Below are 26,181 nucleotides of genomic sequence, written 5' to 3' on the forward strand. Positions count from 1 at the left end.
CTACCTCGTTCAAGTGCTCTTCAGTCTTCAACAGTGATGCGCTTACAGGCGCTCGATGATCGTGACGTTGGCAAGGCCGCCGCCCTCGCACATCGTTTGCAAGCCGTAGCGGCCTTGCGTGCGTTCAAGCTCGTGCAGGAGGCTCGTCATCAGCCGCGCGCCGGTTGCGCCGAGCGGATGGCCGAGCGCGATTGCGCCACCGTTCGGATTGGTCTTCTCGTGCGGGTAACTGGTTTCGGCCAGCCACGCGAGCGCCACCGAGGCAAATGCTTCGTTCAACTCCACCACGTCGATGTCGGCGAGAGCGAGGCCGGCCTTCTTCAATGCGTGACGTGTCGCGGGAATCGGCGCGGTGAGCATCCACAGCGGATCGTCGCCGAGCACGCTCAGGTGATGGATACGGGCGCGAGGCGTGAGACCGTAACGCTTGAGCGCCTCTTCGGAGACGATCAGCAGCGCCGCTGCCGCATCGCAGGTCTGGCTCGAGACAGCCGCCGTTAGCGCACCGCCGGGCATCAGTGGTTCGAGCGAAGCCATCTTGGCGAGCGTGGTGTCCTTGCGCGGCGTCTCGTCATGAACGACGCCAGCGAACGGCACGATCTCGCGCGCAAAGTAACCGCCTTCGATTGCTGCCAACGCGCGCCGATGACTCTCCAGCGCGTACTGCTCCATCGTTTCGCGCGACAGGTTCCAGTGATCCGCGATCCGCTGCACGGCATGAAACTGCGAGACCGGCGCATCGCCGAACCGCGCGCGCCAGCCGATGCTGCCCGAGAACGGATCGGTGAATCCGAACGGCTCAGCCGCCGTCATCGCCGACGAAATCGGAATCTGCGTCATGGTCTGCACGCCGCCCGCGACCACCACATCCTGCGTGCCGCTCATCACGGCCTGCGCGGCGAAATGCACGGCCTGCTGCGACGAGCCGCATTGCCGGTCCACCGTCACGCCGGGCACCGTCAATGGCAAGCCCGCGGCAAGCCAGCAGGTGCGCGCGATATTGCCCGCCAGCGGACCGATCGTATCGACGCAGCCGAACACCACGTCGTCATACTCATCGGCGGGAACGCCGTTACGGGCGACCAGTTCCTTCAGCACGAAGCCGCCGAGATCCGCGGCATGCACCTGCGCGAGTCCGCCTTTGCGGCGGCCGGTCGGCGTGCGCAACGCATCGACGATATAAGCCTGTTTCATTGCGATTCCAGTTCGAAAGTACGGGCCGGTCCGATCGGTGTGCGCGCTTCGAGCAGCGCATCCGCGACGCGGGCCTTGTGAAATGTCGTGTCGCCCCAGCTGCCCGAGAGCGCCCAGATGCGTTTCATGAAGATCTGCAAGTCGAGTTCCCACGTGTAGCCGATTGCGCCATGAACCTGCATCGCGTGACGCGCGGCCAGTTGCGCGGCCGCGGTAGCGGCAAGCTTGGCGTGTGAGACATATAACGCGCGGTTCGGGTCGTTGTCCGCGATCGCACAGGCGGCCCGATACACCACCGGCCGCGCGAACTCATAACGGATGGCGACGTCGGCGAGCAGATGCTTGAGCGCCTGATACGAGCCGATCGGTTTGCCGAACTGCTTGCGTTGCGCGCTGTAATCGATCGCGACATCGAGCACGCGTTGCGTGAGGCCGAGCAATTGCGCGGCGACCGCCAACGCGCCCTGGTCCAGTGCTTTTGCGAGGAGCGGTGCGGCTTGCTCACGGCGCGCGATACGCGTATCCGCCGACGCTTGCCAATCGAGTTCGAACAGCCGACGCGACGGGTCGATGCTCTCCACCGCACTCAATCTGCAAGCGCCGGGCGTAAGCCAATGCAACTCGCCGTCCCGCTCGCATAACAGAACCCGCGCGACGTGCGCATCGCTAACATACGGATTCACCGGATGCGCAACCGCCACGCGCGCTGTACCCGCCGCGATATCGCGCAGCACCGCGTCGCGTTGCGCGCTGGTGGGCAAACCTTCCAGCATGCCGACGGCCACGAGCGCCGTATCGAGTAGCGGCTCCGGTCCCGCGAAATAGCCATAAGTCTGCGCGAGCAGCGCCCACTCCACGTCACCGAGCCCCATGCCGTCGTGACTTTCCGGCACCGACACCGCCGTCAGCCCTTGTGAGGCAAACATGTCCCACATGCGCTCCGAGCGGCCTGTGGGCGTGGCCCACAACTCGCGGATCAACTCCGGCGTCATCTCCGTCATCAGAAAGCGCTTGACGCTGTTTGCCAACGCTTCCTGATCTTCGTTGAATACGAAATCCATAGTTCCTCGCTCAATCCTTTAAGCGTCTGAATGCGGGCTGCAGCGGGTTGCATGCCGCTTGCAGCACCGGCATCACGAGCGCGGCATTCCCAGCATCCGTTCCGCGACGATGTTGCGTTGAATCTCGTTGGTGCCCGCATAGATCGGCCCGGCCTGCGCGAACAGGAAGCCATCGAGCCAGGTGCCGAGCGCCGCGTGTTGCTCGTGCGTTTGCGGCACGACCTCGGCGCGCGCGCCGAGAATATCGAGTGCGGTTTGATGCATGCGCAGATCGAGTTCGGACCAGAACACCTTGTTGGTACTCGACTCCGCTCCGATGTGGCCGCCCTTCTGCAAACGGCTCGCGGTCGCGTAAGTGGAGAGCGCGTAGGCCTGCGCATCCATCCACGCGCCAATCACCCGGTCGCGCAAGGTCGGATCGCGGTCGGCCTGTTCGCGGTGCGCCAGATAGAGCGCGCGCAACGCTTCGGCGGTGCGTTGAAAGCGCGCGGGCGAGCGCAGCATCAGGCCGCGTTCGAACCCGGCGGTTGCCATGGCGACCTGCCAGCCCATGCCTTCGCCGGCGAGACGGTTCTCGACCGGCACGCGCACGTCGTCGAAAAAAATCTCGGCAAAACCGGTGTGGCCGTTCAACTGCCGGATCGGCCGCACCGTGATGCCCGGGGTCGACAGCGGCACCATCAGGAAGGTCAGGCCGTGATGGCGGGTGGATTGCGGATCGCTGCGAAACAGGCCGAACAGCCAGTCGGCCCACACCGCGCGGGTCGACCATATCTTCTGGCCGTTCAGGATGTATTCGCCGCCCTTGCCTTCATCGGTGCGGATGGCGCTCGTGCGGATCGCCGCCATGTCGGAGCCTGCGTTGGGCTCGGACCATCCTTGCGCCCATACGTGTTCGCCCGCCGCCATCGCCGGCAGAAAGCGCGCCTTTTGCTTGTCCGTGCCGAAGTCCATCAAGGTCGGGCCGAGCAGGAAGATGCCGTTCTGATTCACGCGCATCGGTGCATCGGCGCGCCAGTATTCTTCTTCGAAGATCAGCCACTCGATCAGATCGCAACCGCGCCCACCCAGTTCGCGTGGCCACGTCACCATGCTCCAGCGGCCCGAATGCAGCGTGCGCTCCCATTCCCGATGCGCGGCGAAACCCGCTTCGGTATCGAAGCTCGGCAGCGGTTCGCACGGCACGTGGACCGCGAGCCAGCTGCGGATCTCGGCGCGAAACGCGCGTTGCGCCGGCGTGTAGTCGAGCTTCATGCGCGCGCTCCGGCCTGGCGTTCGGCATCATTGGCGCCATTGAACTGCGCGTCGCGTTTTTCGACGAAGGCCGAGCGTGCTTCCGCCGAATCGTTCGTCATATACGCCTGCAATGTGAAGCCCTGCTCCCAGCGGTATTTGTCTTCGAGGTCACCGTCTTCGACGCCGTTCAGTGCTTCTTTCGCGAGTTGCAGCATCGCCGGGCTCTTCGTGGCGATCTTGCGGGCGATCTCGAACGCGGCCTCGCGCAGTTGTTCGCGCGGCACCACGCGTTCGACCGCGCCGAGCCGGTAGGCTTCAGCGGCGTCGACCATGTCGCCCGTGAAATACATGGCGCGCACTTTCTGCACGCCGAACATACGCTGCAGATGCGCGCCGCCGCCCATCGCGCCCCGGTCGATCTCGGGCACGCCGAAACGCGCGCAATCGGACGCGACGATCACGTCCGCCGCGCCGCAGATGCCGATGCCGCCGCCCAGCACGAAACCATGTACCGCGACGATCACCGGTTTCGGGTTGCGATGCACCGCGCGAAAGGTCGCGTAATTGCCGGCGTTGACCGCGACGATCCGTTCGGGATGCGCCGCCAGTTCCTTGATATCGACGCCCGCGCAAAAACCGCGCCCGGCGCCGCGCAGCACGATCACGTGCACGCTGTCGTCGCGGCCGAGCGCGTCGATTGCGTCGGCCAACGCTTGCCAGCCGCGTGCATCGAGCGCATTGACCGGCGGCTGGTCGATCACCAGTTCTCCGATGCCGCCTTCGCGTTCAATCCTGAACGGCAGCGACCGGACGCTATTGATGGGTTCTGTCATGTCTCCGTCCCTGGTGAATGATGTGGATTTGTTTTATGAGGTCACGCGCTGGGTCACACGCGGCCTCGTGCTGTGGCGCATACGTTGGAGCGCGTGTGTCGTCATGGGTTGATTCACGCGTGAACCGGCGCGCCGCGCATTGCCGCCAGTGCGTCGAGCCGTGCCACGGCTTCGTCGACGATGCGTGCGATCAAGGTCTCGCACGGCTCGATCGCGCCGATCACCGCGGCGACCTGGCCGCTCGGCAATACGCCCTCGTCCGGCTTACCGTCGACGATGGCGCGCTGGATCAGAAACGGCGCGTTCGCCGCCATCAACGTCTGGCTCGCGGTGTAGCTGTGATCGCGCAGTGCCTTGAAGCCGAGCGCGGCCATCTGGCTCAGACTCATGCCACTCTGGCGGCGCCACGCTTCAGCCGTGTGCAACGCGAAGAGCGTGCGGCGCAATGGGCCGAATGCTTCGAGGCGCAGCAAATAAGGGTTGTCGATCATGCGCTGCGGCAGGCCATCTAGCGCGGCGGACACGCGGATTTGCGAAGGGTCGTTGACCTCCACGTAGCGCGCGAGCGTTGAGCGCGGCACCGGCGACTCTTCAGCCATCAGAAAACGCGTGCCCATCGCTATGCCTGCCGCGCCGTAGCCTAGCGCCGCCGCGAGACCGCGTCCGTCGAAGAAACCGCCCGCCGCGATCACCGGCACGTTCACGGCATCGAGTACTTTAGGCAGCAGCAGCGTAGTCGGCATCGAACCGGTATGGCCACCGCCCTCCGCGCCTTGCACCGTGACCGCATCGGCGCCCAGTTCAACCGCTTTGGCCGCGTGTTTCGGCGCGCCCACGGTGGGGATGCACATCACGCCGGCATCCTTGAAGCGGCGGATCGTCTTCGCGTCAGGTCCGCGGCCGTAGCTCACTGCACGCAGCCGGTGCTTGATCGCCAGATCGACCACCTGTGCCGCGTTCGGCTGGAACATGTGGAAATTGATGCCGAACGGTTTGTCCGTCAGTTCCTTCACGCGCAGGATTTCCGCTTCCACGCGGTCGGCCTCGAGCGTCGCGCCAGCCAGAAAGCCGAAGCCGCCCGCATTACACGTCGCGGCGACGAGCCTGGCATCGGCGACCCAACCCATGGCCGTCTGCACGATCGGATAGCGGCAGCCGAGCAGATCGCACAATGGCGTATACAGCGTCGCGCTCATGCGGCTTCTCCGTCGGCCTTTCCGTTTTCATGCGCGGCGGCAACGGGCCGTTGCGACTCGGCCATCTTGCGGGCGTCGTAACCACCCAGCTTGTCACCGCTCACCAGTTCGTTGTGCGCATGCGCGAAGTGGTGCCATGCAAACGCCGCGTCCATCGCGGCGCGTTTGCCTTGCAGCTCTTCAACGTGATTCACGGCCTGCTTGGTCAGCGTCAACCCGAGGCGCGGCATGCGCGCGATCTTCGCGGCGATTTCCGTCGTGGCATCCTGCAAGCGCTCGCGCGGCACGACGCGATTGACCATGCCCATCTGATACGCACGCTCCGCGTCCATCCGTTCGCCGAGAAACAGAAACTCCTTGGCGATGCGCGGGTTCAGTTCATACGCATGCGCGAAATACTCGACGCCTGGAATGCCCATGCGCACCACCGGATCGGAGAAGAACGCGTCGTCCGAGGCGACGATCAGATCGCACACCCACGCCAGCATCAGGCCGCCCGCCACGCACGCGCCCTGCACCATCGCGATGGTCGGCTTGGGCAGATCGCGCCAGCGGCGGCACATGCCGAGATAGACCTCCTGTTCGCGGGCGTAGAGAAACTCGCCGCCTTCTTTGCCGACATGGTCGTACCAGAGCGAGGTGCGCTCGAACGACTGGTCGATGTCGCGGCCCGGCGTGCCGATATCGTGGCCCGCTGAAAAATGCTTGCCCGTGCCGGCGAGGACGATGACCTTCACCGCATCGTCGTTCGACGCGCGCTTGAACGCGGCGTCGAGCGCGTACGTCATCTTCGAGTTCTGCGCGTTGTGATACTCGGGGCGATTCATCGTGAGCGTGGCGATGCCCTCGCTCACGCGATACTCGACGACGCTTTCGTGGGTTGCTTGCATGATGTCCCTCACACGCGGCGCGGCGCGGGGTTGTTGCGCACGACGCTCGCACGCAGGTTGTGCGGATCAAGCGCACGCACGATGCGCAGATCGTCGGTGCCCGGCGGCGGCGTCACGTGCATGTCGGGATGCGCGCGCAACTCGAACCCGGTCGCGTCCTGCACTTCGTCGAAGCTCACGCCAGGATGCAGCGTGCGCACCTGGACCACATGATTCGCACCGCCAAAGTCCATCACGCACAGATCGGTAATCACGCTGCGCAGATCGGTGAACGCGCGCATGCCGGGGATTTCGCGCGCCGGGTTGTAGCCCACGCTGCACACCATGTCGACTTCACCGGCAACGAAGGTACGCTTGCCATGGCCGGAGACAAAAAACGAATTTGCGTGATTGATGCTGTTGCCCGGAAAACCGCGCGCGCCGAGCAATTGCGTTTTCGGACGCGCATAGTCGTCGCCGAGCCAGGAGATGTTGGCCTGGCCGAAGCGGTCGATCTGCGTGGGCATTACCAACGCGTGACGCCTGCCATGCCACACACAGTCGAACACGCGCTCATAGGTCATCAAGCCGGACGCCTGCACGCGATAGCCCGTTTCACGCGGCCCGAACGGCACGGGGCTTTCGACGAGATAGGCTTCACCATCGGTGAGCATCAGACCCGCGTTGTAGGCGAGGCGCGCAAGACCCGCCGCGAGGCGTGGCCCCGTACCGATGCCGGTTGCCAGCACTTCGCCGTCATCACGCCAGACGCGCGCCGCCGCGGCGATCATCAATTCGGCGAGGGAATAATCAAGAGAGTCGCTCATGTGCGCTCCATTACAGAATCGGCAACGGCAACGCCGCTACATGGGACCGGCCGCCTGCGCGTTGCAGATAGCCCGGTTCGTCGGCGCCTACTACGTCACTCAGGTAAGCCGCGGTTTGTTGCGGATCTTCCGCGCTCGCGCAATACGTCTTCAGATGCGGCAGATCCCAGCCGTAAGCAGGCGCACACGAGGTGGGATGCGCACCGCACGGTGCGTGCACCACGCCGCTCACGAGCGATCGCTCGAAGGTGTTGCGGCGCGCGAGATCCAGGTCGTCGCTGGCCAGCGTTTCGACCAGCGTCTCGCTGCTCACGAAGCACTTCTTCGCAGCGCGTGCGAACCACGCGTCGAAGAAAGGATCCGGACCGTCGATGCGGGTATTGCCCATCCTGTCCGCGGCGTTCACGTGCAGCAGCGCGGCGTCGAGTTCGAGCGCCGGCATCGCCAGCAGCGTCTCGCCGCCATAGGGTGATTGCACGGTGCGCAGATGCGGCGCGTGTTTCAGCAGATCGGTGCCGAGACCCACGCGGGTCGGCAGAAACGGCAGACGTGCCGCCGCTGCGCGCAGGCCGAGTTGCAGCAGGCCTTCGTCGAGTTCCCACACGTCGAGCGCGCCCTGTTCGCGTGCCCGGCGAAAATGCGGTTCGAGCGGAATCACATCGAGCGACACGAAGCCGAACACCAGCTTGCGGACTTTGCCCGCCGCGCACAGCAGCCCAACGTCAGGGCCGCCATACGCGACCACGGTAAGGTCCTTCAGATTCGAGCGGACAATCTCGCGTACCAGTGCCATCGGCTTGCGGCGGGGACCCCAGCCGCCGATGCCGATCGTCATGCCGTCGGCGAGTTGCGCGACGGCATCGCGCGCGCTGAGTGCTTTATCAAGTGGTTTCATGCGTTATTCCTGCGTGTTTGCTGCGTGCTTGCTGCATGTTTGCTACCGGCCTACTAATTACGGCCTAGCGGAATCCGACGCTGAAGTCGTGGCCCCACAGACTCACGCGGGTCGCCTCGTAGACGCTGTGCTGCGCCCAGTCGACCGTCAGGCCGCCATAGCCGTACTCCAGATCGAAGCCGCCCGGCGTTTTCATGTAGAACGAGATCATGTGGTCGTTGCAATGACGGCCGAGCGTCGCGGAGAGCTTCACACCGAGCGCTGCGACCCGGTCGAGCGCGCGGCCCACTTCGTCCATCGAGTCCACTTCGGCCATCACGTGGATGCAGCCGGACGGCACGGCGAGGTCCATGATCGCGAGGCTGTGATGACGCGCGTTCTTGCAATGCAGAAAATGGATGCGCTTCTCGGGTTCAGCGGGATCGTCGGTGAAGCGCACACGGAAGATGTCGGAGAGTTCGAAGCCGAGCACGTCGAGCAGGAATGCATCGGTCGCGTCGAATTGCGGTGCGGGCAGGACGGCATGGCCGAGACCCATCGCGCCGGTGACGAAACCGGGTACGCCGAGCGGCGAAGCGAAGCGCCGGAAGTCGGCGCGCACGCCCCAGAAGAACTCATGCCGGTTGCCGGACGGATCGGTGCACCACACCATCGCCTGCACGCGGCGCAGCGCGGCTTCCTGCGCGCTGGCGCGGACCGGTTCCACGCCGGCCCGCTCTAGGGTGCGGATCGCGTCGTCGAACGCGGCTGCATCGGCCAACTCCCAACCCGAGGCGAAGTAGCGATCGGCGTCGCCGGGTACGATCAGGTAGCGGAAATCGCGCTCGTCCATCTTCACGTACAGCGCGCCATTCGTTGCGTCCTGCGCCTGCATGCCCAGCACGTTTTCCGTATAGCCGCGCCATGTGTCGACATCCGCCGACTGCACGACGACGTAGCCTAAAGCCCGCACATCGATCATCTCCGACTCCTCCAGAAGCTGTTGTTGTCAGGCTTATTCTGGCGGTCCGGGGGGCGGCTAACATCGTCTGTTGGGACTAGCGGGTTGACAGCCACCCGTTATGACAGGCTCTCTGAGTACTTCTCATCATTCGTGGCTCTCGCTGCCGCCTTTATCTGGATCTGCTGATCGTCAACACGCCCCCGGTTGCGTCGGCCCGCAACCAATTCTTTCATTATCCTTTTGACACCCTCATTGCGTAATACCCAGGTAAGCAAAGCGCCATTCCTTGGTAATGGTCCGATGTTCAAATGCCCGTGGGTTTGTGAAACGGTCCCCACGCGCCCGCTCATTTCGCAATGAAACAGCGGACGGAAAACAACTAGCAAAACGACATCCGGAGTTAACACCTATGCGTTCCCGCGCTTTCCTGTTTGGCGTATCAGGCATCGCTTTAGCCGTCTCGCTGTATGCGTGCGGTGGTAACAATGTGAGTTCGCCTGCCCCCGTGACAGTACAGAATCAATTGACGACGGCAACGCCCATCAAGCACGTGGTTGTGATTTATAACGAGAACGTCTCGTTCGACCACTACTTCGGGACCTACCCGAACGCGACGAACCCGTCGGGTGAACCGGCGTTCACGGCTGCTGCAGGCACGCCGACGGTGAACGGTCTGAGCGGCACGCTGCTGACCAACAATCCGAACTTCATCAACACACTGAACGGCACGGGCGCTGCGAATCCGTTCCGGCTGGACCGCACGCAGGCCGCGACGTCCGACCAGAACCATGCCTATACAGCCGAACAGCAGGCGTATAACAACGGTGCTGCGGATTTGTTCCCGAAGTACACGGGTAAGGGTTCGAGCGGCGGCGCAGGCGCCTTCGGTACGACTGGCCAGGTCATGGGCTACTTCGACGGCAACACCGTGACGGCAATGTGGAACTGGGCGCAGCACTTCGCGATGAGCGATAACGCATATACGGACACGTTTGGCCCGTCGACACCGGGCGCGCTGGAAGTTATTTCCGGCCAGAATAACGGCGTGCAACTGGTCAAGACCAGCCAGCAGCCGTTCAATCTGACGACGGCCTCCCACTCCTATTACGTCAACGATGGTCAAGGTGGTATCACCCTGATCAATGACGCCGACCCGGCGAACGACCTGTGCTCCAGCGCGACAGACCAGATTCTGATGTCCGGCAAGAACATCGGCGACCTGCTCAACGCCAAGAGCATCACGTGGGGCGGCTTCATGGGCGGTTTCAACCTGTCGACGACCAACAGCAACGGTACGACCGGCTGCAAGCGCAGCACGGTGACCCCGGCAGTCGGTCAGGCGACGACCGATTACATCCCGCACCACAACTGGTTCCAGTACTACGCGTCGACGGCAAACGCGCAGCACTTGCGCCCGAGCGCGACGGCTGCCATCGGCTTCACGCTTGAAGCCGATGGCAAGACGGCCGACCCGGCGAATCACCAGTACGACTCTGACGATTTCTTTGCTGCAGTGAAGGCAGGCAACTATCCGTCTGTGAGCTTCATCAAGGCCCCGGCGTTCCAGGACGGCCATGCGGGCTACTCCGACCCGCTCGACGAACAGGCGTTCACGGCCAAGGTGGTCAACTTCCTGCAGCAACAGCCTGACTGGAAGAGCACCGCGGTCATCGTCGCGTGGGACGATTCGGACGGCTGGTACGACCATGCCTTTGCGAATACGACGACCTCGTCGTTCGACGCTCAGGCGGATCAACTGAATGGTGCCGGCAAGTGCGGCTCGGGAACGGCTCCGGTCGGCGTGAGCGGCGCTGCGGTCAATGGTCGATGCGGCCCGGGTACCCGTATCCCGTTCCTCGTGATTTCGCCGTGGGCGAAGGTCAATTACGTTGACCATACGCCGATTAGTCAAGCATCGGTGGTTCGCTTTATCGAAGACAACTGGCTCGGCAGCCAACGCATCGGCGGCGGTTCTTTCGACGCAACGGCCGGCAGTATCATGGGCCTGTTCAACTTCAGCGGCAGCGGCAACAACCCGACTGTGTTCGTTGACCCGAATCTGGGCTCGGTAGTCCCTTCGGTACCTGCCATCTAAATTCCGCAAGTCGCATCGGCGCCTGGGTGCCGATGCTAAGCGGAATATCAGGAACATGACTTCGGTGTTGCCAGCCCTTTGGGGTTGGCAACATTTTTTGTTTTCAGATTGCCTTGTCGTTGCCCCCTATGCCCGCCTCCTCAGCTCGCCCAACTGAAACAAGTCCTATTCAGAGCCAATCCCGGTTCAGCGCCCGACGCACGCTTCCTTGGGTTGTCGCCGCAGCGCTTCTGATCGCCGTCGGCCTTTGCGGCTGGGCACTGCTGTATCCGTCACGTGTGCCTGCAGCAGTGGGCGCGATTGTCGAAAACCTCACAGGCGCGAACCCCAATCCTATCGAGCTTCAGCGTCCTGTAGCACCGGCTCGGTTGAGTGCAGTGGCGCAGCTTGGGAAGAAGATATTCTTCGACCCGACGCTTTCCGCCTCGGGGCGCCAGTCATGCGCGTCATGCCACAGCCCGGAGCATGCATATGCTCCGGCCAATAATCTGGCTGTCCAGTTAGGCGGCCCATCTTTGTCGCAGCAAGGCTACCGGCCGCCGCCGTCGCTCATGTACCTCTACCGGCAGCCGAATTTCAGTATCGGTCCAGATGCTGGCGATGCGGACAACGCGCCCGATCTAGCGCAGGTGGCGAGTCAGGCTGCCGGCGTCGCGCGGGCGCAAAAGAACGCGGGCGTCGCACCCGCAACGCCTGCGATGGTTCCGCAGGGCGGGATGTTCTGGGACGGCCGCGCGGATACGCTGCAGGCACAAGCATCCGGTCCAATGCTCAATCCGGTCGAGATGGCGAACGCAAGCATGGCGGATGTCATGGCGAAGCTCGAGCGCACGCCGTACAGGAACGACTTCATCCAGCTTTTTGGGGGGCATGTGTTCGAAAACACAACGCTTGCGATGTCCGAAGCGATGTTTGCAGTAGCGCGTTATCAGGTGGAAGAGCAGTCGTTCCATCCGTACACCAGCAAGTACGACTACTGGCTGGAAGGCAAAGCTCGGCTCAGTCAGGCGGAATTGCATGGACTGCGTCTGTTCAACGACCCGGACAAGGCGAACTGTGCAGGTTGCCACCTTTCAAAGCCGGGCTCTGACGGCCTGCCGCCGATGTTCACCGACTACCAGTACGAAGCGCTCGGCGTGCCCCGGAACACCCATCTTGCGGCCAACAAAGACCATGGCTTCTTCGACATGGGCATTTGCGGTCCTTTCCGTACGGACCTGAAAGACCAGACGCAATATTGCGGGATGTTCCTCACGCCGACGCTGCGGAACGCATCGACGCGCAAGGTATTTTTCCACAATGGCGTCTATACCTCGCTTGAGGATGTCATGGCGTTCTACAACGAACGCAATACCGCTCCACAAAAGTTCTATCCGCGCGGCGCGGATGGAAAGATTCAGAAGTACGATGATCTGCCGATGCAGTTTCACGCGAACATCGACGACAAGGACGCTCCCTTCGACCGGAAATTCGGCGACAAGCCGGCGATGACTGACGCGGATATTCGCGACATCATTGCGTTTCTGAAGACGTTGAATGACGGATACCAGGTCAGCGCGCGCTAGCTTGCAGGGGTGGTTTGGTGGTTTTCGACGCCACTTTTGACTGCTTCGCGCAAGCGGTATTTGAGCACCTTGCCTGCCGCGCTGACCGGCAACTGATCGACCAGCGTGAGATGCCGCGGCACCTTGTAGTTCGCCATGTTCTTGCGGGCCCAGTCGGTCAGCTCTTCCGGGCTCGCGTGCTCGCCCGAACGCAGCACCACATACGCATGCCCTACCTCGCCGAGCCGTTCGTCGGGAACGCCGACCAGCGCGACTTGGGCCACCGCCGGATGGGCGCTGAACAGCCGCTCGATCTCAGCCGGATAGCAGTTGAAGCCGCCGACGATGAACATGTCCTTGATGCGGTCGGTGATGCGCAAATAGCCGCGTTCGTCGAGCGTGCCGAGGTCGCCGGTGTGCAGCCAGCCTTCATCGTCGATCGTCTCGAAGGTGGCGTCCTGCTGGCCGAAATAGCCCTGCATCACGTTGTAGCCGCGAATCAGGACTTCCCCTGTTTCGCCGATGGCAACCGCATCGCCGCTAGTGTCAGCAATACGAATTTCCACGCCGGGCATCGCACGGCCCGACGTGTGAGCGACGGTCTCGGCGTCGTCGCCACTGCGGCACAGCGCGGCAAAACCGCATGATTCAGTGAGGCCGTAGCCCGTCAGCACGGTTTCGAAACCTAGTTGCGCGCGCATCCTTTCGATGAGACTCGGTGCGATCGCGGCAGCACCCGTCACCGCGACCCGCAATGACGACAGATCGCGCGTGGCCAGATCCGGCATATCGAGCAACGCGTGATACAGCGTCGGCGGCCCCGGCAATACGGACACGCGATCACGCACGATGCGTTCGAGCACGCGCTCCGGGTTGAACACCAGATGCGGCAACACGGTTGCACCGCCCGCGAACGCCGCGAGCCAGCCGGCCTTGTAGCCGAACGCATGAAAGAACGGATTGACGATCAGATAGCGGTCGCTTTCGCGCAGCGTCGCGATCTGCGCCCAATCGTGAATCGCGCGCAGGTTCTGGCCGTGCGTGGTCATCACGCCCTTCGGGCGGCCCGTCGTGCCGGACGTGAACATGATGTCCATCAACGTGTCGGGACGCACCGCCGCCTCGCGGGCGCGAAACGCGTCCATCGAGGTGCCGGCCGCGCGCAGCAGAAACGCGTCCCAGGTTTCGTCGCAGCCGCCGCTCGCTTCCGCCGCAGGGCCGTCGAACACCACTACTCGTTCAAGCGTCACAGGACGGTGCGCCGCCAGCATGGCCGGATACGAATCGCCGAGGAAGGTGCCGCAGCAGAACAGCAGCCGCGCGCCGCTGTCCTCGAGAATCGCCGCGGCTTCCAGGCCCTTCATGCGGGTATTGATCGGCACCAACGCTGCTCCCGCGCTGTGAATCGCGAGCGCCGCCACGATCCATTCCGCGATGTTCGGCGCCCAGATCGCGACACGCTCGCCCGGCTGGATGCCGCAGCTCATCAGCGCACGCGCCGCTTCGATCCGCGCAGCGTCCAGTTGCGCATAGCTCAGGTTGCTCCCGGCTGTTTCGATCGCGATGCGCGTGCCGTAGCGCGCGGCGCCGCGCGCGATCAGAGCGGGCGTCGTCAGGATGTGGTTGAGCGTCATGGTGAATTCGATGGATGGGGTTCGCGGCAAGCGCAACACGCGAGAGCCGCGCGTGCGAACCGCGAACCTAGTCGGGGAAAACCACGCGCAGCGTCGCGCTGGCAGGTGTCGCACTACAGGCAAGCGTCCAGCCGTCGGTCAGATCGGCCGCATCGAGCACGTGGTTGGCATTCAGATTCACGCTGCCGGATTCGACCCGGCACATGCAGGCACCGCATAAGCCACTGCGGCACGAGTTCGGGGCCGGCACGTCGGCGCGCAGCATGGCGTCGAGCAGGGTTTCACCGGTTTCGCAGATGAAGGTGAAGGTGTGGCCGTCGAGCACGGTTTCGATTGCGGCGTTGGCGGCGGGGGCCGTCTGGGCCGAGTCAGAGGCCAGGGGCACGTCGGGCAGTTGTGGCGCTGCGGGGGTGGTGCGCGCTGCGGGTACGCCAGTCTCGCCGCTTGCTCCAGTTGCTCCAGTTGCTCCAGTCGCTCCAGTCGCTCCGGTCACACCAGGCGCAGCCGGCAAATCCGGCAGCGAAGCAAACCGCTCCACATGCACCTTCGCTCGCGGCAACCCCAGCCCAAGCATTGCTGCCAACGCATTCTCCATAAACAGCGCCGGCCCGCAGATAAAGCATTCCTGCGTGCTCCACGGCCGCGCCAGCTCTTCCAGATGACGCTGCTGTGGAATGCCCTGCACGCTATCGAGCCAGTGAATCACCCGCAATCTTCCCGCGTGCCGCTGCCCGAGTTGCCGCAGTTCCTCGCTGAAAATCACCGACTGCGCGTCCCGATTCGCGTAGATCAGGGTCAGCATGCCGCGCCCGTTCACCAGCGCGGACTTGAGGATCGACAGCACCGGCGTGATGCCGCTGCCGCCCGCGAACAGAAGCAGGTCGCCGTCGAGCGAACGCGGCGTGAACACGCCCGCGGGCACCATCACGTCGAGCTCGTCGCCGGGCTGAACGCTGTCGCACATCCAGTTCGACACGCGCCCATCGCGTACCCGCTTGATGGTGATCTTCGGCGCGCGGTCGATGCCCGGTGCGCTCGAGAGCGAATAACAGCGCTGCACGATCGCATCCGCGCACGGCACCTTGAGCGTGAGAAACTGCCCCGGGCGATAGCTGAAGGCATCGTGCAGCGCAGGCGGCAGATCGAACACGAAAGAGCGCGCGTCGGCGCTCTCCGCGATCACGTCCGCCACTTTGAGGCGATGAAAACGCGAATCGGCCATGGCGGGCGAACTCAGGCGACGCCCATGATCAACTGCGCATTGTCGATCCGATACTCGCTGCCGTTGATGAAGCGCGAGTCATCCGAGGCGAGGAACAGCACCAGATTTGCAATGTCTTCGGGCAAGCACATGCGCGCATGCGGATCGACCGATTGCGTGAGCGCCTCGCGAGTTTCTTCGGCGGCGCCGAAGAACGGCGCGGTCATCGGTGTGAGAATGCCGTCCGGGTGAATCGTGTTGCAGCGCACCTTGTAGCCCTGCTGCTTGCAGTGCGCGGCAATCGCACGCGTCATCGCCGTCACCGCGCCCTTGCTGGCCGAATAGGCGCAGAACGCTCCGAGTCCGCCCAACGCCGCCACCGACGACATGTTGACGATCGATCCGCCCTTCTCCTTCATCGCCTTGACCGCCGCGCGGCAACCGAGAAAATAGCCCTCGGCATTGATGCGCAGCACGCGCTGCCATTGTTCGAGCGTGGTGTCTTCAATGCTGCCGAGCAACAGCACCGCAGCGTTATTGACCAGTACGTCCGGCGTGCCGAAGGCCGTTTGCGCGGCGCCGAATACATCGTTCCAGCCTGTTTCGGACGTGATGTCGTGACGCACGAACAGTGCGGCGTCGCCAATCTGAGCGGCCACTTCGCGGCCGGCTTCCTCGTTGACGTCGGTGAGCACGACACGCGCGCCTTCACGAGCGAACAGCAACGCATCCTGTTTGCCGACGCCGCTCGCGGCGCCCGTCACGACGGCGATCTTGCCTTTGAGTCTGTCTCCCATCTTCGTTCTCTCTTTTCAGTGTCAATCAGTTTCAGTCAGGGAATGGGCGGCGTTCGCGAGAACCACGCCCGCTGCGGCCCGGCCCGCCTGGCGGCCGGACCAGATACAGTCCGCGAGCGAGAGGCCGCTCACGTAATGATTCGATGCCAGGCCGCACGCGGCCCGGCCAGCGGCAAACAAACCCTCGATCGGCCTGCCCTGCGCGGACAGCACCGCGTTGCTCGTCTCGTCGACTCGCAAGCCGCCCAGGGTGATCGACGGGCACGGGAAAACGCGGCTGTCCGATGAAATGTCGATCGCGTAGTAAGGGCCGTACATGAGCGGCTGCAACATGGCGGCGGATTTGCCGAACGCACGGTCGATGCCGTTAAGCGCGCCCAGGTTGTAGGCATTGATGGTTCGCTCGAGCACCGCCGGATCGCTGCCGATGCGTGCGGCCAGGTCGGCCAGCGAGCCGGCGCGTTTGCGGCCTGCCAGCATCAACAGCATCGCGGGCACGCTTTGAAACGCCCACAGCTTGCCGCGCAAACATTCCCTGAGCGCGAGCTTCACGAGCCGCGCATCGAGAATCAGCCACGCGTGCCCTTCGCGGGTTTCGCACATCGCGTGGCCGAGCGCGGCGCCATAGACTTCCTCGTTGCAAAAGCGCTCGCCGCGGCGGTCCACGACGCAGCCTTGCGCCCATGCATAAGGCGGATTGATGAAGCGCCACGCCACCGGCAGACAAACCGAGCCGGATGCCCGAACCGTCGCAACCGGTTGTGCCAAGACGCCAGTTCGGCAGATAACGCGGCGCGTAGTGCGCCACCATCGACCGGTTGAAGATGAAGCCGCCGGTGCTCAACACCACCGCATCGGCCTTGATCGTAATGAGCCGGCCCTCGCGCTGCTCGATGCGATGGAGCGCGGCGCGTAACCGGTCGGCCCACGCCGGCATGCCGTTATGCACGCGCTCCGCCCAGCGCGCGAGCCGCCGATGCTGACGTTGCGCGCCGCCCGGTGCGACTTGCCAGATTTGCGCGCCGATCACGCGGCCCGTCGTATCCATGACGAGACGGCGCACGGCAGCATGGCACATCGTGTCGACGAATGGCTGCGCATCCACCGCGCGCCGCAGCGTGTCGTACAGCACGCGCCCCGACATGCCGTCGCCGACCACCCGATGTCCACGCGGTGCCGGCGCATGCTCGCGCACAGCGTCGCCTACCGCCTCGTTGCCCGAGTAGTAGAGGTAATAGCGGTTCTGCGGATACGACGTCTTGCGCGGCGGCACCGACGCGGCAAAGCGCACACCCAGGCTCTCGAGCCAGCGCAGCATATCGATGCTGCCCCCGCAAAAGCGTTTGAGCGTCGCCGCCGACACCGCGTCGCCCACTTCTTGCCGCAAGTAAGCGAACATCGCCTCGGGCGTGTCGCTGTAGCCTGCTTCGGTTTGATAGCGCGTGCCGCCGCCTGCGTAGACCACGCCACCGCTTTTCGCGCTCGCGCCGCCGCCCTCGAAACGCTCGACGATCCGCACTTTCGCACCGGCCGCCGCCGCTTCCAGCGCGGCACACGCGCCCGCCGCACCGAAGCCTGCGACCAGCACGTCGCACACATCGTCCCAACGCAAGGAGGCGGGATCGTCGACGATGAGCGGCGCTTCGACCGGCGTGACCGATCCCTGCTGTGCGGACGAATGGTTCTGCATCACGCCGCGTGCCCGATCAGGCCGCTGCGCAGCGCACAGGCGCCGCAGCGGTGGTATAGACGCCGTCCACATACACCAGCGGATCGACCTCGCCGCTGATCAGAACCTGCTCGACGCGGCCGATAAAGATCGCATGCGTGCCGTAGTCGAAGCGGCCATCCTGCGTGCAGATCAGACTCGCCTGCGCATCGTGCAGATACGGCACGCCGTGATCCGAGCGCTGCCAGTTACCGGTCGTGAAGCGCTCTTCGCCTTTGAGGCGCCCACTGCAATCGATCGCAATGTGCTGGTGCTGCGCCGAAAGCACGTTCACGCAAAATGCCGCGCCCTTGTCGAGCGGAGGAAAAATCGACGACGTGCGGTTAATGCAGATCAAAAGCGATGGCGGTTCGGTCGAGAGCGAATCGACCGCGGTGGCCGACATCGAATAGCGCCGTTCACCGTCTCTGCAACTGATGACAGCGACCGAGCGTGCGAGGCGGCGCATCGCCAGCAGCATATCGGCACGCAACGGGTGAGAAGTGAGTTCGGTCATGGCGTGACTCCGCGAAGTTCGTTGCTGGCAGCGCGTGCTGGTTCTGAAGTACTGCTGTCGCCGTCGCGATCATCGCCACCGTCGGCGAGATGATTGGCGGCGATGTAGCCAAAGGTCATGGCAGGTCCAAGCGTCGAGCCCGCACCGGGATAGCTCGCCCCCATCATCGACGCGCTGGTGTTGCCGATCGCATAAAGCCCGGCGATGGGCGTGCCATCGGCGTGCAATACCCGGGCGCGGGCATCGGTGAGGAGACCGCCTTTGGTGCCGATGTCGCCCGCGTCGATACGCACGGCGTAAAACGGTCCGGTCCCGATCGGCGCGAGGCACGGATTCGGTTGAACGCTGGGGTCGCCGTAGTAGGTATCGAACGCGTTGCCGCCCTTGGCGAATTCTTCGTCGATACCGGTCGCGGCGTACCGATTCATCTTCGCCACGGTGTCTCGCAAGCCTTGCGCAGCAACGCCGATTTGCGCGGCCAACGCATCGAGCGAATCGGCCTTGTAGAGCAGGGAACGAAACACCGCGGGGATACGGGAATCGGGCATCATCGCGCCGGGCATGATCGGCCCGCACGGATATTTGTGGCGGAACTGCGCATCGAACACCATCCAGGCCGGTACGCACGCACCGGTTTGCGCATGGTCGCGATACATCGCCGGCACGAACTCCGAATACGGCGCGGCCTCGTTGACGAAACGCTTGCCGAGTCCGTTGACCACCACGCAACCCGGCAGATTGCGTTCGACGAACAGCGCTCGCTGCTTTTCCTCGTGATCGACGTGGACGGTCGGCGCGCCCCACACATGCTCCATCAACGCAATCTGCGCGCCCAGTTTCAGACCGGCAGCAATCGCATCGCCCGTATTGTTCGGTGGGGTCGCGCTCCACTGCGCTTGCGTGGGACGCGACAGATAGCGCTCGCGCATCGCCTGATTGCGTTCGAAACCGCCGGCCGCGAGAATCACGCCGCGCTTTGCAAGTACGCGCACATTTTTTCCATCGCGTTCCACCACGACGCCTGTTACGCGTCCGTCTGCTTCGAGCAACCCGGTCATCGGCGCGTTGAGCCAAAGCGGAATGTCCCGATCGAGCAACGCGCGACGCAGGCCCCCTGCCAACGCGTTGCCGAGCGTCAGGCGGCGATCGCGCCGCGAGCGGCTGCGCGCGCGTAGATCGAACCAGTAGCGGCCGAATTGCTTCAGCGCGAGCGCGATATAGCCGGGTGCTTTCGACAGCAGCATGTGCGCCTCTTTCGACGTCACCGCGACCCGCCCGCCGATCAGCGTCCCTGGTGAAGGCAGCCGCAAGCGCGCGAATTCGTCACCGAGCGATGCGCCGTCCACCGGCAAAGGATCGAGCGCGCGGTAACCCGGCATCGATCCAGGCAGGTCCTGAAAGTAGTCCGCGTACTTGGGCAACGCTTCATAACGCACCGGTGTATTCGCTTCGACATAGCGCAGCATCTCCGGCGCGGTGTCGAGATAAGCGTCGATCCGCTCGGTCGCGGTCACGCCTCTCGTGCAGGCGTCGATATAGGTTCGTGCGGCCTCGCGCGTGTCCGTGGCGCCCAGTTCGGCGATATGGTGGTTGCAGGGAATCCAGATGCCACCGCCCGACACCGCCGAGGTCCCACCGTACACATCGCTCTTTTCGAGCACGGCGACGGACAGGCCGCGGTCGGCCGCGCGGCAGGCGGCCAGCATGCCGCCCGCACCGGAACCGACCACCACGACGTCGAACACAACCGTCTGCGTTTGCTGTTCGCTCATGGCGGCATCCATCAGACGAAGAAATCGGTGTTCGGGCGCCCGAGCATCACGGCGCCGAGATTCTGGCCGAAACGGTCGAGGTTGTTTGCGTAGTGCGCGCGCGCCGCATGCAGATCGAGAAAGCGCCGCACCAGCGGATTGCGGTTGTAAATGCCGTTGCCACCCGCATAGCGCAGCAGCGCGTTGGCGGCCTGCGCGCAGCGTTCGGCCACTTGCGCGGATTGATAACGGAAGTGCACACGCCGCTCGATCGATACCGCCGGGCCACCATTAGCCGCGGCGAGTAGCTCGGCAAAGTTGCGCATCAGCAGCACTTTCATTTCGTCGATCGCGACCGCTGCATTGGCGCAGGCGGATTGCGCGCCGGTGTCATCGGTGGTTTTCGCGCCGCTGTTGGCGCTCACTCGCGTGGCAGCATACGACGTGAAATCATCCAGCGCGCCCTGCAGTGCGCCGATGCAAGCGGTGCACACCGCGCGTACGAAGATTTGCGCAAACGGCAGTTGGAACAGCGGCGCATCGTTCACCGCGAGACCGGGGCTCGTGCCCATCATGCCGTCGATGGCTTTGTGCGTGCGATAGTCCGGCACGAACGCATCGTTCACCACGATGTCGTGACTGCCCGTTGCGCGCAAGCCCAGCACATCCCAATCCTGTTCGATCGTGTAATCGCTTTTCGGCAGCAGGAAGGTACGGTATTCCGGCGGTTCGCCTTCTTTTGCCGGCGGCACCAGCGCGCCGAGAAAGACCCATTCGCACAGTTCGCTGCCGCTCGAAAACTTCCAATGCCCGGACAGCCGGAAACCGCCTTCAACCGGCGTCACACGACCCACCGGCATATAGGTCGACGCGATCAGCGTGCTTTGATCCTTGCCCCACACGTCCTGCTGCGCGCGTTCGTCGAACAGCGCCAGTTGCCAGTTGTGCACGCCGACCACGCCGTACACCCATGCGGTCGACATGCAGCCGCGCGCCACCGCCATCTGGATCTCGAAGAAGGTTTGCGGATCGAGTTCATAGCCTCCGTAACGCTTCGGCTGAAGCACCTTGAAAAAACCGGCGGCCTGAAAATCGGCCAGCGTTTCAGCGGGAATCCGCCCATTCGCCTCGGCCTGCGCGGCACGCCCGGCGAGTACCGGCGCGAGCGCTTCGGCGCGGGCAATCAGTTCGGCTGCAAGGGCGTTCGAATCGTTGTCGCGATGCACGGCTGTCTCCATGATGGCGCGCGAGATGGGTGTCGCGCCTATTCTGTTGGGTTCATCTTCGAGCTCCGGCTGCGGCGTCGCATCGTCTGAAGAGACTAGCGACGCCCGCCTCGCCCGCTGTTATGTAACGACCTTATGCGGCAACCTGCGCCTTCTGCTTTTCGCCCTTCAGGCGATTGAAGTACGGAATCACGTGCTCACCGATATTGCGGATCGTTTCGAGTTGCGCTTCCTGAGACACCGTGCCCATCTGGCAGAGGAACAGCACTTCATCCACGCCCGCTTCCATCAGGCGGCCCACATAGCCGATGCAATCGTCGACGGTGCCGTAGGCGTGATTCGGGTTCATCATTGAAAGCGCCGGATCGCTGAAATCGACCACTACCTCTTCCGACGCGAAGCGCGAACGGATCACCATTTCGCCGGTATTGCCCTTCACGAGGTCATCGCCCCAGCTATCCGGGTTCGGGCGCTCGCCGCCGGTGTACCAGTAAGCCAGCGACTCCATGAAATAGCGCTGGCCGCGAATGCCGATCTTGCGGGCCTGCTGGCCGTCGTTCAGCACCACGGTCGGGCACAGCGCGGCCAGATGCTGCGTCGGACGGAAACCGACCTGGTCCTCGGCTTTGCGGGTCGCCCATGCTTCGCGATACAGCGCGTTTTTCTTCGCGACTTCATCGGGGCCGCCGAAACCGAGCACCAAGGCACCCAGGCCACGCTGACCGGCGCGTAGCAAGCCGTCGTTGTTGGTGCACGCCATGTACATCGGCGGATGCGGGTCCTGGAACGGCTTCGGGTGAATCGGCCGTTTAGGAATCTTGATGTATTTACCATCGTGCTCGATCTCGTCCTGAACGAACATTTTCGGCACCAGGTACATCGATTCGTCGATCATCGGTTGCAGCTCGGCAAGGTCGTAGCCGAACGCGCCCGCTTCCTGCTGGCTGCCGCCTTTGCCGACGCCGAAATGCACGCGGCCACCCGACAGAATGTCGAGCATGGCCACGCGTTCAGCCACCTTGATCGGATGATTCATCGCGGGCGGCAGGCAGATCACGCCGTGGCCGAGGCCGATGCGGGTCGTGCGGCCGGCCAGATACGCGAGGAAGGTTTCCGGGGCGCTCATATGCGCGTAGTTCGTCAGCGACGTGTGTTCGACGCACCAGACGGTATCGAAACCCATCTGTTCGGCGAGCAACGCCTGCTCGACGGTCTCCTTGAATACCCGGTGATCGCCTTCCCGCGAAGCGTCCGTGGTCTGGGCTTCGTAGATCAGAGAAAACTTCATTGCGTGCGTCTCCATGAATTTTGGACTGTGCTGAAACGGGCGGTCCGCTCCCGACGCACCGATTCCTACGATGATCGTGACGGTCCACGGATTGAAGTTTCAGTTCGCGCGTGCGGCCCGGCATCGTCTATTTGGATTAACGGGGCGCGCTTTGGCGTGGAAGCTTTGATCGAAGGCGCTTTATGCCACGCTTTTTGCCACATCCCCGGCTGCGTTTTTTGCCGTGCTTTTCATACTCAGGCTAGTCCGATTGGACCTCGTGCGGTCCTCGCCCGTGACGCTACGATCGAGCCGCAATACAACGCTGCTCAACGGATGGGAGTGCAATGCAATGAAGGCTTCGATGATGCTGTACCCGGTCGACACAATCGATGCGGCGCTGCCGCTGTTTGTCGACGGGCTGGGTTTGACGGTGAAGTTCCGTGACGGCGAACGCTATTGCGCGCTCGATGGCGGTGCGCTGAGCGTCGCGCTGGTGGCGGGCGAAGAACGGATCGTCGAACGCGCGGCACTGGTGTTTCGCGTGGATGAAAACGACGACCTGTATGCAGCGATGGCGCGTGTGGTCGCGGCGGGTGCGTCAGTGCGCGTGCCGGTACAGCAAGGGCCGCACGAATGGCGTGCGGTGCTGGAGGACAAGAACGGCGCGTTGCTGGTGTTGTCGCAAAAGCGCGCGGTTTAAGGTGTTGGAGGGTGTGCCGCGCCTGATACAGGCGCGGCGCATGGCACACGCGGCACGCGCGGCACACATGGCACAGGTGGCACGCGTTCGTTCAGTTGAGTTCAGCCAAGCGGCACCACACTGCCCAGCAGGATGCGCACGAGCGTGGCCTGACGCGTCACGCCCGTCTTCGAGAAGATTGCCCGCAGATGAGCCCGCGCAGTGTTCTTGCTGATGCCCAAATCGTCAGCCGCCTCTTCCAGTGTCAACCCATTGGTCAACAGCAAGGCAAGCGAGGTCTCCGCGGGCGTGAGGTCGAACAGCTTGCGTACGATCTCCTGCGAGCCCTGTGATTTGCGATCGGGATCGCGCAGAAACAGCACGGTTGCCGGGCGGCGCTTGTTGTCCTCGGACCAGTCGGATAGCGGAATTGTGCGCACCAGCACGCCGAGTTTCGGCTTATCGCAACCGCGCGTGATCGGCATCGCTTCGACAATCGGCGCGGCGGTGCCGAAGTGCCCCATCAGGGCATGGCGCACCAGACGTTGCAGATTGCGGTTCTCCTGCGCGTCGGTCGCCTCGACGTTGCCGTGCACGACGCGCAGGCCGTTGCCCTGCGCGAGAATCTCGTCGGCCACGCTGTTGGTGCGCATGATCGCGCCGCTCTCGTCGAGCGTCACTGTGCCCACCAGCATCCGGTCGATCGCGCTCGCATACAGCGTGCGTTCCGACTCCACGATATCGAGCCGCGAGTGCAATTCGACCGCGCGCCGCAAATGCGGCAGCAACAGCGCGCAAAAAGCCTTGTCGCGTGCGGAAAAATGTTTCGCAGCGTGACTGCGGCACACGCGAAACCGGCATTCGACGCCGGACTCCGTGCGCAGATCGGCGCCCATGATGTAGCGAATGTCGGCCGGCTTCAGGAACTGCTTGTAGAGTTCGCTGGTAAGCCAACCCGTGTCGCCGAATACTTCGTCGACCGTGACCACGCGATCCGCCGGCAAACCGACGAACGGGTCGAGCGAATAATAGTAGTTGTTGTATGACGCTTCGCCAGGCACGCCCGACCCCATTTCGGACGCATGCACCATCAGGCCGCGCCGATCGCTCGAAGGCGAACGCAGAATCAGGGTTGCATAGCTCGCACCGAGCGAGGTGCGGATCAACTCGAGCGCGCCAGCCCACGGCGTGCTTTCCAGCGCCCCTTGATAAATGCGCGCGGTCAGTTCGCTGAACTGCGCGACGCTCACCTCGGCCAGTTCACTCATGGCCTGGCCCTCTTCTGGGGCCCATTTCGTCTCCATCAACACTCTCCGTCCTCCATGCGACTTTGCATCGCGCCGCCAAGCTTAAGGGTCGATCTGTTTGCTGGCATCGGGGGAAGTACTTAGCTCGTAGAAGTTTCGCTGAGCGTACGAACGAACTCTCGTCCAATCGGACGATGCTCCCTTAAAGCCGCCGCGTTTCAATGCATTCAGTGTTGCGGCGTGCGCGCTCAATGGCCTGATTCGTGCCCTGATTTGCGGCCCGGTTTTCGGCTCGAACCGCATCATGTGCGGCCGCATCGCTTATACGCGGTATAGCCGCTTTCATGACCGTTTTATCAGGAGACCCGATGGCGCTCGATCCCCAGGCGCAGGCCGTGCTCGCCGCTTTCGCCGGCATGCCCGCACTCGATTTCGCGCAACTCACCGTGCCCGCCTACCGCGCAATGCTCGCCGCGGGCGGCGGTTTTGCACCCGGCGACGCCATCGCGGCGGAAGAAGATCTGCTGATTCCCACCGCAAGCGGCCCGATTGCTGCGCGCCTCTACCGGCCGGTGACTAAAAGTGGCGATGACCTGCTGCCCCTTACTGTTTTCTTTCACGGGGGCGGCTTCATTTCTTGCGGGCTCGATACGCATGCCAACCTGTGTCGTTGTCTGGCGCAACGCGCGCGAACGGTCGTGCTATCGGTTGATTACCGGCTCGCGCCGGAAGCGCGTTTTCCGGCCGCCGCGCTCGATGCGTGCGATGCCGTGCGCTGGGCCGCGTCCAACTCAAGCGATCTGCGCGTGCGGCCCGGTGCGCTTGCCGTAGCGGGCGACAGTGCAGGCGGCAATCTTGCAGCGGTAGCCGCGCAGCAGTTGCGTCATAGCGGCGTGAATATCGCGCATCAGTTGCTGTTCTATCCGGTGGTGGATTGCGCCACCGAGCATCCTTCATACAAATCGATGGGCGACGGCTATTTCCTGACGGCGGACATGATGCGCTGGTTCAAAGGCCAGTATTTCGCGGAGGGCGCCGATCGTGCCCATCGCGCCGACCCACTCGCCAGTCCGCTTGCCGCTACCGATCTCACGGGCGTGGCCAGCGCCACCATCATCAGCGCCGAATACGACCCATTGCGCGACGAGGCCGAGCGCTATGCAGCACGCCTCGCGCAAGCGGGCGTGCTGACAACACATCTGCGTTGGCCGGGGCAAATGCACGGCTTCGCCAGTTTGCTCGGTGCGCTCGATGCGGCCGACCGTGCACTCACCTTGGCAGCGCGCGCCTTGCGCCATGCGCTGCACGTCCAGAACACCTGACTTCGCTCACTAGGAGACCGTCGGAGTTGAGGTGAAGCGTAATTCAAAACACTTCAAGGTCCGACTGAGTTCGCGCCGGTTTGCGGACTCACTTCGTCGTCGACACGCAATGAAAGCAATTTGAAGGCTGATTGGG

The 26,181-nt window shown here is 63.6% G+C and carries 21 protein-coding genes and 1 pseudogene; 4 read left to right on the forward strand and 18 right to left on the reverse strand.

Annotation, left to right across the window (positions count from 1 at the left end):
- Positions 1–42 precede the first annotated feature (42 nt).
- The 9 genes from GNZ13_RS29645 to GNZ13_RS29685 all read right to left on the reverse strand — a co-directional run bounded on the left by GNZ13_RS29645 (position 43) and on the right by GNZ13_RS29685 (position 9,072).
- Complete coding sequence (locus GNZ13_RS29645) at positions 43–1,194, reverse strand: acetyl-CoA C-acetyltransferase (RefSeq protein WP_172171218.1); 1,152 nt, start codon at positions 1,192–1,194, stop codon at positions 43–45.
- A complete protein-coding gene (locus GNZ13_RS29650; RefSeq protein WP_172171220.1) occupies positions 1,191–2,255 on the reverse strand; it encodes an acyl-CoA dehydrogenase family protein in 1,065 nt (354 codons plus the stop codon). The genes GNZ13_RS29645 and GNZ13_RS29650 overlap by 4 nt, the downstream gene beginning before the upstream one ends.
- A 72-nt stretch (positions 2,256–2,327) precedes the next feature.
- Positions 2,328–3,509: an acyl-CoA dehydrogenase family protein gene (locus GNZ13_RS29655; RefSeq protein WP_172171222.1), complete on the reverse strand. Its 1,182-nt coding sequence runs from the start codon at positions 3,507–3,509 to the stop codon at positions 2,328–2,330.
- The gene (locus GNZ13_RS29660) at positions 3,506–4,324 is read right to left on the reverse strand and encodes an enoyl-CoA hydratase family protein (RefSeq protein ID WP_172171224.1); all 819 of its coding nucleotides are present in this window, start codon (positions 4,322–4,324) and stop codon (positions 3,506–3,508) included. The genes GNZ13_RS29655 and GNZ13_RS29660 overlap by 4 nt, the downstream gene beginning before the upstream one ends.
- A 113-nt stretch (positions 4,325–4,437) precedes the next feature.
- A complete protein-coding gene (locus GNZ13_RS29665; protein ID WP_172171226.1) occupies positions 4,438–5,520 on the reverse strand; it encodes an NAD(P)H-dependent flavin oxidoreductase in 1,083 nt (360 codons plus the stop codon).
- The gene (locus GNZ13_RS29670; protein ID WP_172171228.1) at positions 5,517–6,410 is read right to left on the reverse strand and encodes an enoyl-CoA hydratase; all 894 of its coding nucleotides are present in this window, start codon (positions 6,408–6,410) and stop codon (positions 5,517–5,519) included. The genes GNZ13_RS29665 and GNZ13_RS29670 overlap by 4 nt, the downstream gene beginning before the upstream one ends.
- An 8-nt stretch (positions 6,411–6,418) precedes the next feature.
- The gene (locus GNZ13_RS29675) at positions 6,419–7,216 is read right to left on the reverse strand and encodes a CoA-transferase subunit beta (RefSeq protein WP_172171230.1); all 798 of its coding nucleotides are present in this window, start codon (positions 7,214–7,216) and stop codon (positions 6,419–6,421) included.
- A gap of 10 nt (positions 7,217–7,226) precedes the next feature.
- Complete coding sequence (locus tag GNZ13_RS29680) at positions 7,227–8,111, reverse strand: CoA transferase subunit A (protein ID WP_172171232.1); 885 nt, start codon at positions 8,109–8,111, stop codon at positions 7,227–7,229.
- 64 nt (positions 8,112–8,175) lie between these two features.
- A complete protein-coding gene (locus tag GNZ13_RS29685; protein ID WP_172171234.1) occupies positions 8,176–9,072 on the reverse strand; it encodes a VOC family protein in 897 nt (298 codons plus the stop codon).
- Positions 9,073–9,463: 391 nt separating this feature from the next.
- On the opposite strand from GNZ13_RS29685, the gene GNZ13_RS29690 reads away from it, so the two are divergent.
- Together GNZ13_RS29690 and GNZ13_RS29695 are read left to right on the forward strand one after the other, a co-directional pair.
- Positions 9,464–11,149: a phospholipase C gene (locus GNZ13_RS29690; protein WP_172171236.1), complete on the forward strand. Its 1,686-nt coding sequence runs from the start codon at positions 9,464–9,466 to the stop codon at positions 11,147–11,149.
- A 128-nt stretch (positions 11,150–11,277) separates the two neighbouring features.
- Positions 11,278–12,714 carry a cytochrome-c peroxidase gene (locus tag GNZ13_RS29695; RefSeq protein WP_172171238.1) on the forward strand — a complete coding sequence of 479 codons (1,437 nt, stop codon included), beginning with the start codon at positions 11,278–11,280 and terminating at the stop codon, positions 12,712–12,714.
- On the opposite strand, the gene GNZ13_RS29700 is transcribed toward GNZ13_RS29695, so the two are convergent.
- The 8 genes and pseudogenes from GNZ13_RS29700 to GNZ13_RS29735 form a co-directional block, all read right to left on the reverse strand.
- Positions 12,711–14,327: a FadD3 family acyl-CoA ligase gene (locus tag GNZ13_RS29700; RefSeq protein WP_172171240.1), complete on the reverse strand. Its 1,617-nt coding sequence runs from the start codon at positions 14,325–14,327 to the stop codon at positions 12,711–12,713. The two genes, GNZ13_RS29695 and GNZ13_RS29700, sit on opposite strands and share 4 nt — an antisense overlap.
- 67 nt (positions 14,328–14,394) lie before the next feature.
- On the reverse strand, positions 14,395–15,549 hold the full coding sequence (locus GNZ13_RS29705; RefSeq protein ID WP_172171242.1) for a ferredoxin--NADP reductase: 1,155 nt from the start codon (positions 15,547–15,549) through the stop codon (positions 14,395–14,397).
- 11 nt (positions 15,550–15,560) lie between these two features.
- Positions 15,561–16,325 carry an SDR family oxidoreductase gene (locus GNZ13_RS29710; protein ID WP_172171244.1) on the reverse strand — a complete coding sequence of 255 codons (765 nt, stop codon included), beginning with the start codon at positions 16,323–16,325 and terminating at the stop codon, positions 15,561–15,563.
- 21 nt (positions 16,326–16,346) lie between these two features.
- Positions 16,347–18,087: pseudogene (locus GNZ13_RS53960) on the reverse strand (FAD-binding protein).
- Complete coding sequence (locus GNZ13_RS29720) at positions 18,032–18,550, reverse strand: flavin reductase family protein (RefSeq protein WP_172171246.1); 519 nt, start codon at positions 18,548–18,550, stop codon at positions 18,032–18,034. Before GNZ13_RS29720 ends, GNZ13_RS53960 begins: the two are co-directional and overlap by 56 nt.
- Positions 18,547–20,322, reverse strand: a complete 1,776-nt coding sequence (locus tag GNZ13_RS29725) for an FAD-dependent oxidoreductase (RefSeq protein WP_172171248.1) — start codon at positions 20,320–20,322, stop codon at positions 18,547–18,549. The genes GNZ13_RS29720 and GNZ13_RS29725 overlap by 4 nt, the downstream gene beginning before the upstream one ends.
- Before the next feature lie 11 nt (positions 20,323–20,333).
- Positions 20,334–21,527: an acyl-CoA dehydrogenase family protein gene (locus GNZ13_RS29730; RefSeq protein ID WP_172171250.1), complete on the reverse strand. Its 1,194-nt coding sequence runs from the start codon at positions 21,525–21,527 to the stop codon at positions 20,334–20,336.
- A gap of 133 nt (positions 21,528–21,660) precedes the next feature.
- Positions 21,661–22,815 (reverse strand): LLM class flavin-dependent oxidoreductase, encoded by a 1,155-nt coding sequence (locus GNZ13_RS29735; RefSeq protein ID WP_172171252.1) that lies wholly within the window; start codon positions 22,813–22,815, stop codon positions 21,661–21,663.
- A 331-nt stretch (positions 22,816–23,146) separates the two neighbouring features.
- Between GNZ13_RS29735 and GNZ13_RS29740 the strand changes: the two genes are divergently transcribed.
- Complete coding sequence (locus tag GNZ13_RS29740) at positions 23,147–23,497, forward strand: VOC family protein (protein ID WP_172171254.1); 351 nt, start codon at positions 23,147–23,149, stop codon at positions 23,495–23,497.
- A gap of 101 nt (positions 23,498–23,598) precedes the next feature.
- Here the strand turns inward: GNZ13_RS29740 and GNZ13_RS29745 are convergent, their stop codons facing one another.
- The gene (locus GNZ13_RS29745) at positions 23,599–24,780 is read right to left on the reverse strand and encodes a helix-turn-helix transcriptional regulator (protein ID WP_172171256.1); all 1,182 of its coding nucleotides are present in this window, start codon (positions 24,778–24,780) and stop codon (positions 23,599–23,601) included.
- Between the two features lie 311 nt (positions 24,781–25,091).
- Here GNZ13_RS29745 and GNZ13_RS29750 point away from each other — a divergent pair, with 311 nt between their 5' ends.
- Positions 25,092–26,045 (forward strand): alpha/beta hydrolase, encoded by a 954-nt coding sequence (locus tag GNZ13_RS29750; RefSeq protein WP_172171258.1) that lies wholly within the window; start codon positions 25,092–25,094, stop codon positions 26,043–26,045.
- The last annotated feature ends 136 nt before the right edge of the window (positions 26,046–26,181 follow it).

This window comes from Paraburkholderia elongata (assembly GCF_013177735.1).
GTDB lineage: Bacteria > Pseudomonadota > Gammaproteobacteria > Burkholderiales > Burkholderiaceae > Paraburkholderia > Paraburkholderia elongata.

Excerpts from the sequence above, each read along its gene's own strand:
- GNZ13_RS29680 (WP_172171232.1), bottom strand. The coding sequence starts at position 8,111 with ATGAAACCACTTGATAAAGCACTCAGCGCGCGCGATGCCGTCGCGCAA.
- GNZ13_RS29750 (WP_172171258.1), top strand. The coding sequence starts at position 25,092 with ATGGCGCTCGATCCCCAGGCGCAGGCCGTGCTCGCCGCTTTCGCCGGC.
- GNZ13_RS29665 (WP_172171226.1), bottom strand. The coding sequence starts at position 5,520 with ATGAGCGCGACGCTGTATACGCCATTGTGCGATCTGCTCGGCTGCCGC.
- GNZ13_RS29660 (WP_172171224.1), bottom strand. The coding sequence starts at position 4,324 with ATGACAGAACCCATCAATAGCGTCCGGTCGCTGCCGTTCAGGATTGAA.
- GNZ13_RS29650 (WP_172171220.1), bottom strand. The coding sequence starts at position 2,255 with ATGGATTTCGTATTCAACGAAGATCAGGAAGCGTTGGCAAACAGCGTC.
- GNZ13_RS29695 (WP_172171238.1), top strand. The coding sequence starts at position 11,278 with ATGCCCGCCTCCTCAGCTCGCCCAACTGAAACAAGTCCTATTCAGAGC.
- GNZ13_RS29745 (WP_172171256.1), bottom strand. The coding sequence starts at position 24,780 with ATGGAGACGAAATGGGCCCCAGAAGAGGGCCAGGCCATGAGTGAACTG.
- GNZ13_RS29720 (WP_172171246.1), bottom strand. The coding sequence starts at position 18,550 with ATGACCGAACTCACTTCTCACCCGTTGCGTGCCGATATGCTGCTGGCG.
- GNZ13_RS29690 (WP_172171236.1), top strand. The coding sequence starts at position 9,464 with ATGCGTTCCCGCGCTTTCCTGTTTGGCGTATCAGGCATCGCTTTAGCC.
- GNZ13_RS29710 (WP_172171244.1), bottom strand. The coding sequence starts at position 16,325 with ATGGGAGACAGACTCAAAGGCAAGATCGCCGTCGTGACGGGCGCCGCG.
- GNZ13_RS29655 (WP_172171222.1), bottom strand. The coding sequence starts at position 3,509 with ATGAAGCTCGACTACACGCCGGCGCAACGCGCGTTTCGCGCCGAGATC.
- GNZ13_RS29735 (WP_172171252.1), bottom strand. The coding sequence starts at position 22,815 with ATGAAGTTTTCTCTGATCTACGAAGCCCAGACCACGGACGCTTCGCGG.
- GNZ13_RS29705 (WP_172171242.1), bottom strand. The coding sequence starts at position 15,549 with ATGGCCGATTCGCGTTTTCATCGCCTCAAAGTGGCGGACGTGATCGCG.
- GNZ13_RS29700 (WP_172171240.1), bottom strand. The coding sequence starts at position 14,327 with ATGACGCTCAACCACATCCTGACGACGCCCGCTCTGATCGCGCGCGGC.
- GNZ13_RS29670 (WP_172171228.1), bottom strand. The coding sequence starts at position 6,410 with ATGCAAGCAACCCACGAAAGCGTCGTCGAGTATCGCGTGAGCGAGGGC.
- GNZ13_RS29740 (WP_172171254.1), top strand. The coding sequence starts at position 23,147 with ATGAAGGCTTCGATGATGCTGTACCCGGTCGACACAATCGATGCGGCG.
- GNZ13_RS29685 (WP_172171234.1), bottom strand. The coding sequence starts at position 9,072 with ATGATCGATGTGCGGGCTTTAGGCTACGTCGTCGTGCAGTCGGCGGAT.
- GNZ13_RS29725 (WP_172171248.1), bottom strand. The coding sequence starts at position 20,322 with ATGAGCGAACAGCAAACGCAGACGGTTGTGTTCGACGTCGTGGTGGTC.
- GNZ13_RS29675 (WP_172171230.1), bottom strand. The coding sequence starts at position 7,216 with ATGAGCGACTCTCTTGATTATTCCCTCGCCGAATTGATGATCGCCGCG.
- GNZ13_RS29645 (WP_172171218.1), bottom strand. The coding sequence starts at position 1,194 with ATGAAACAGGCTTATATCGTCGATGCGTTGCGCACGCCGACCGGCCGC.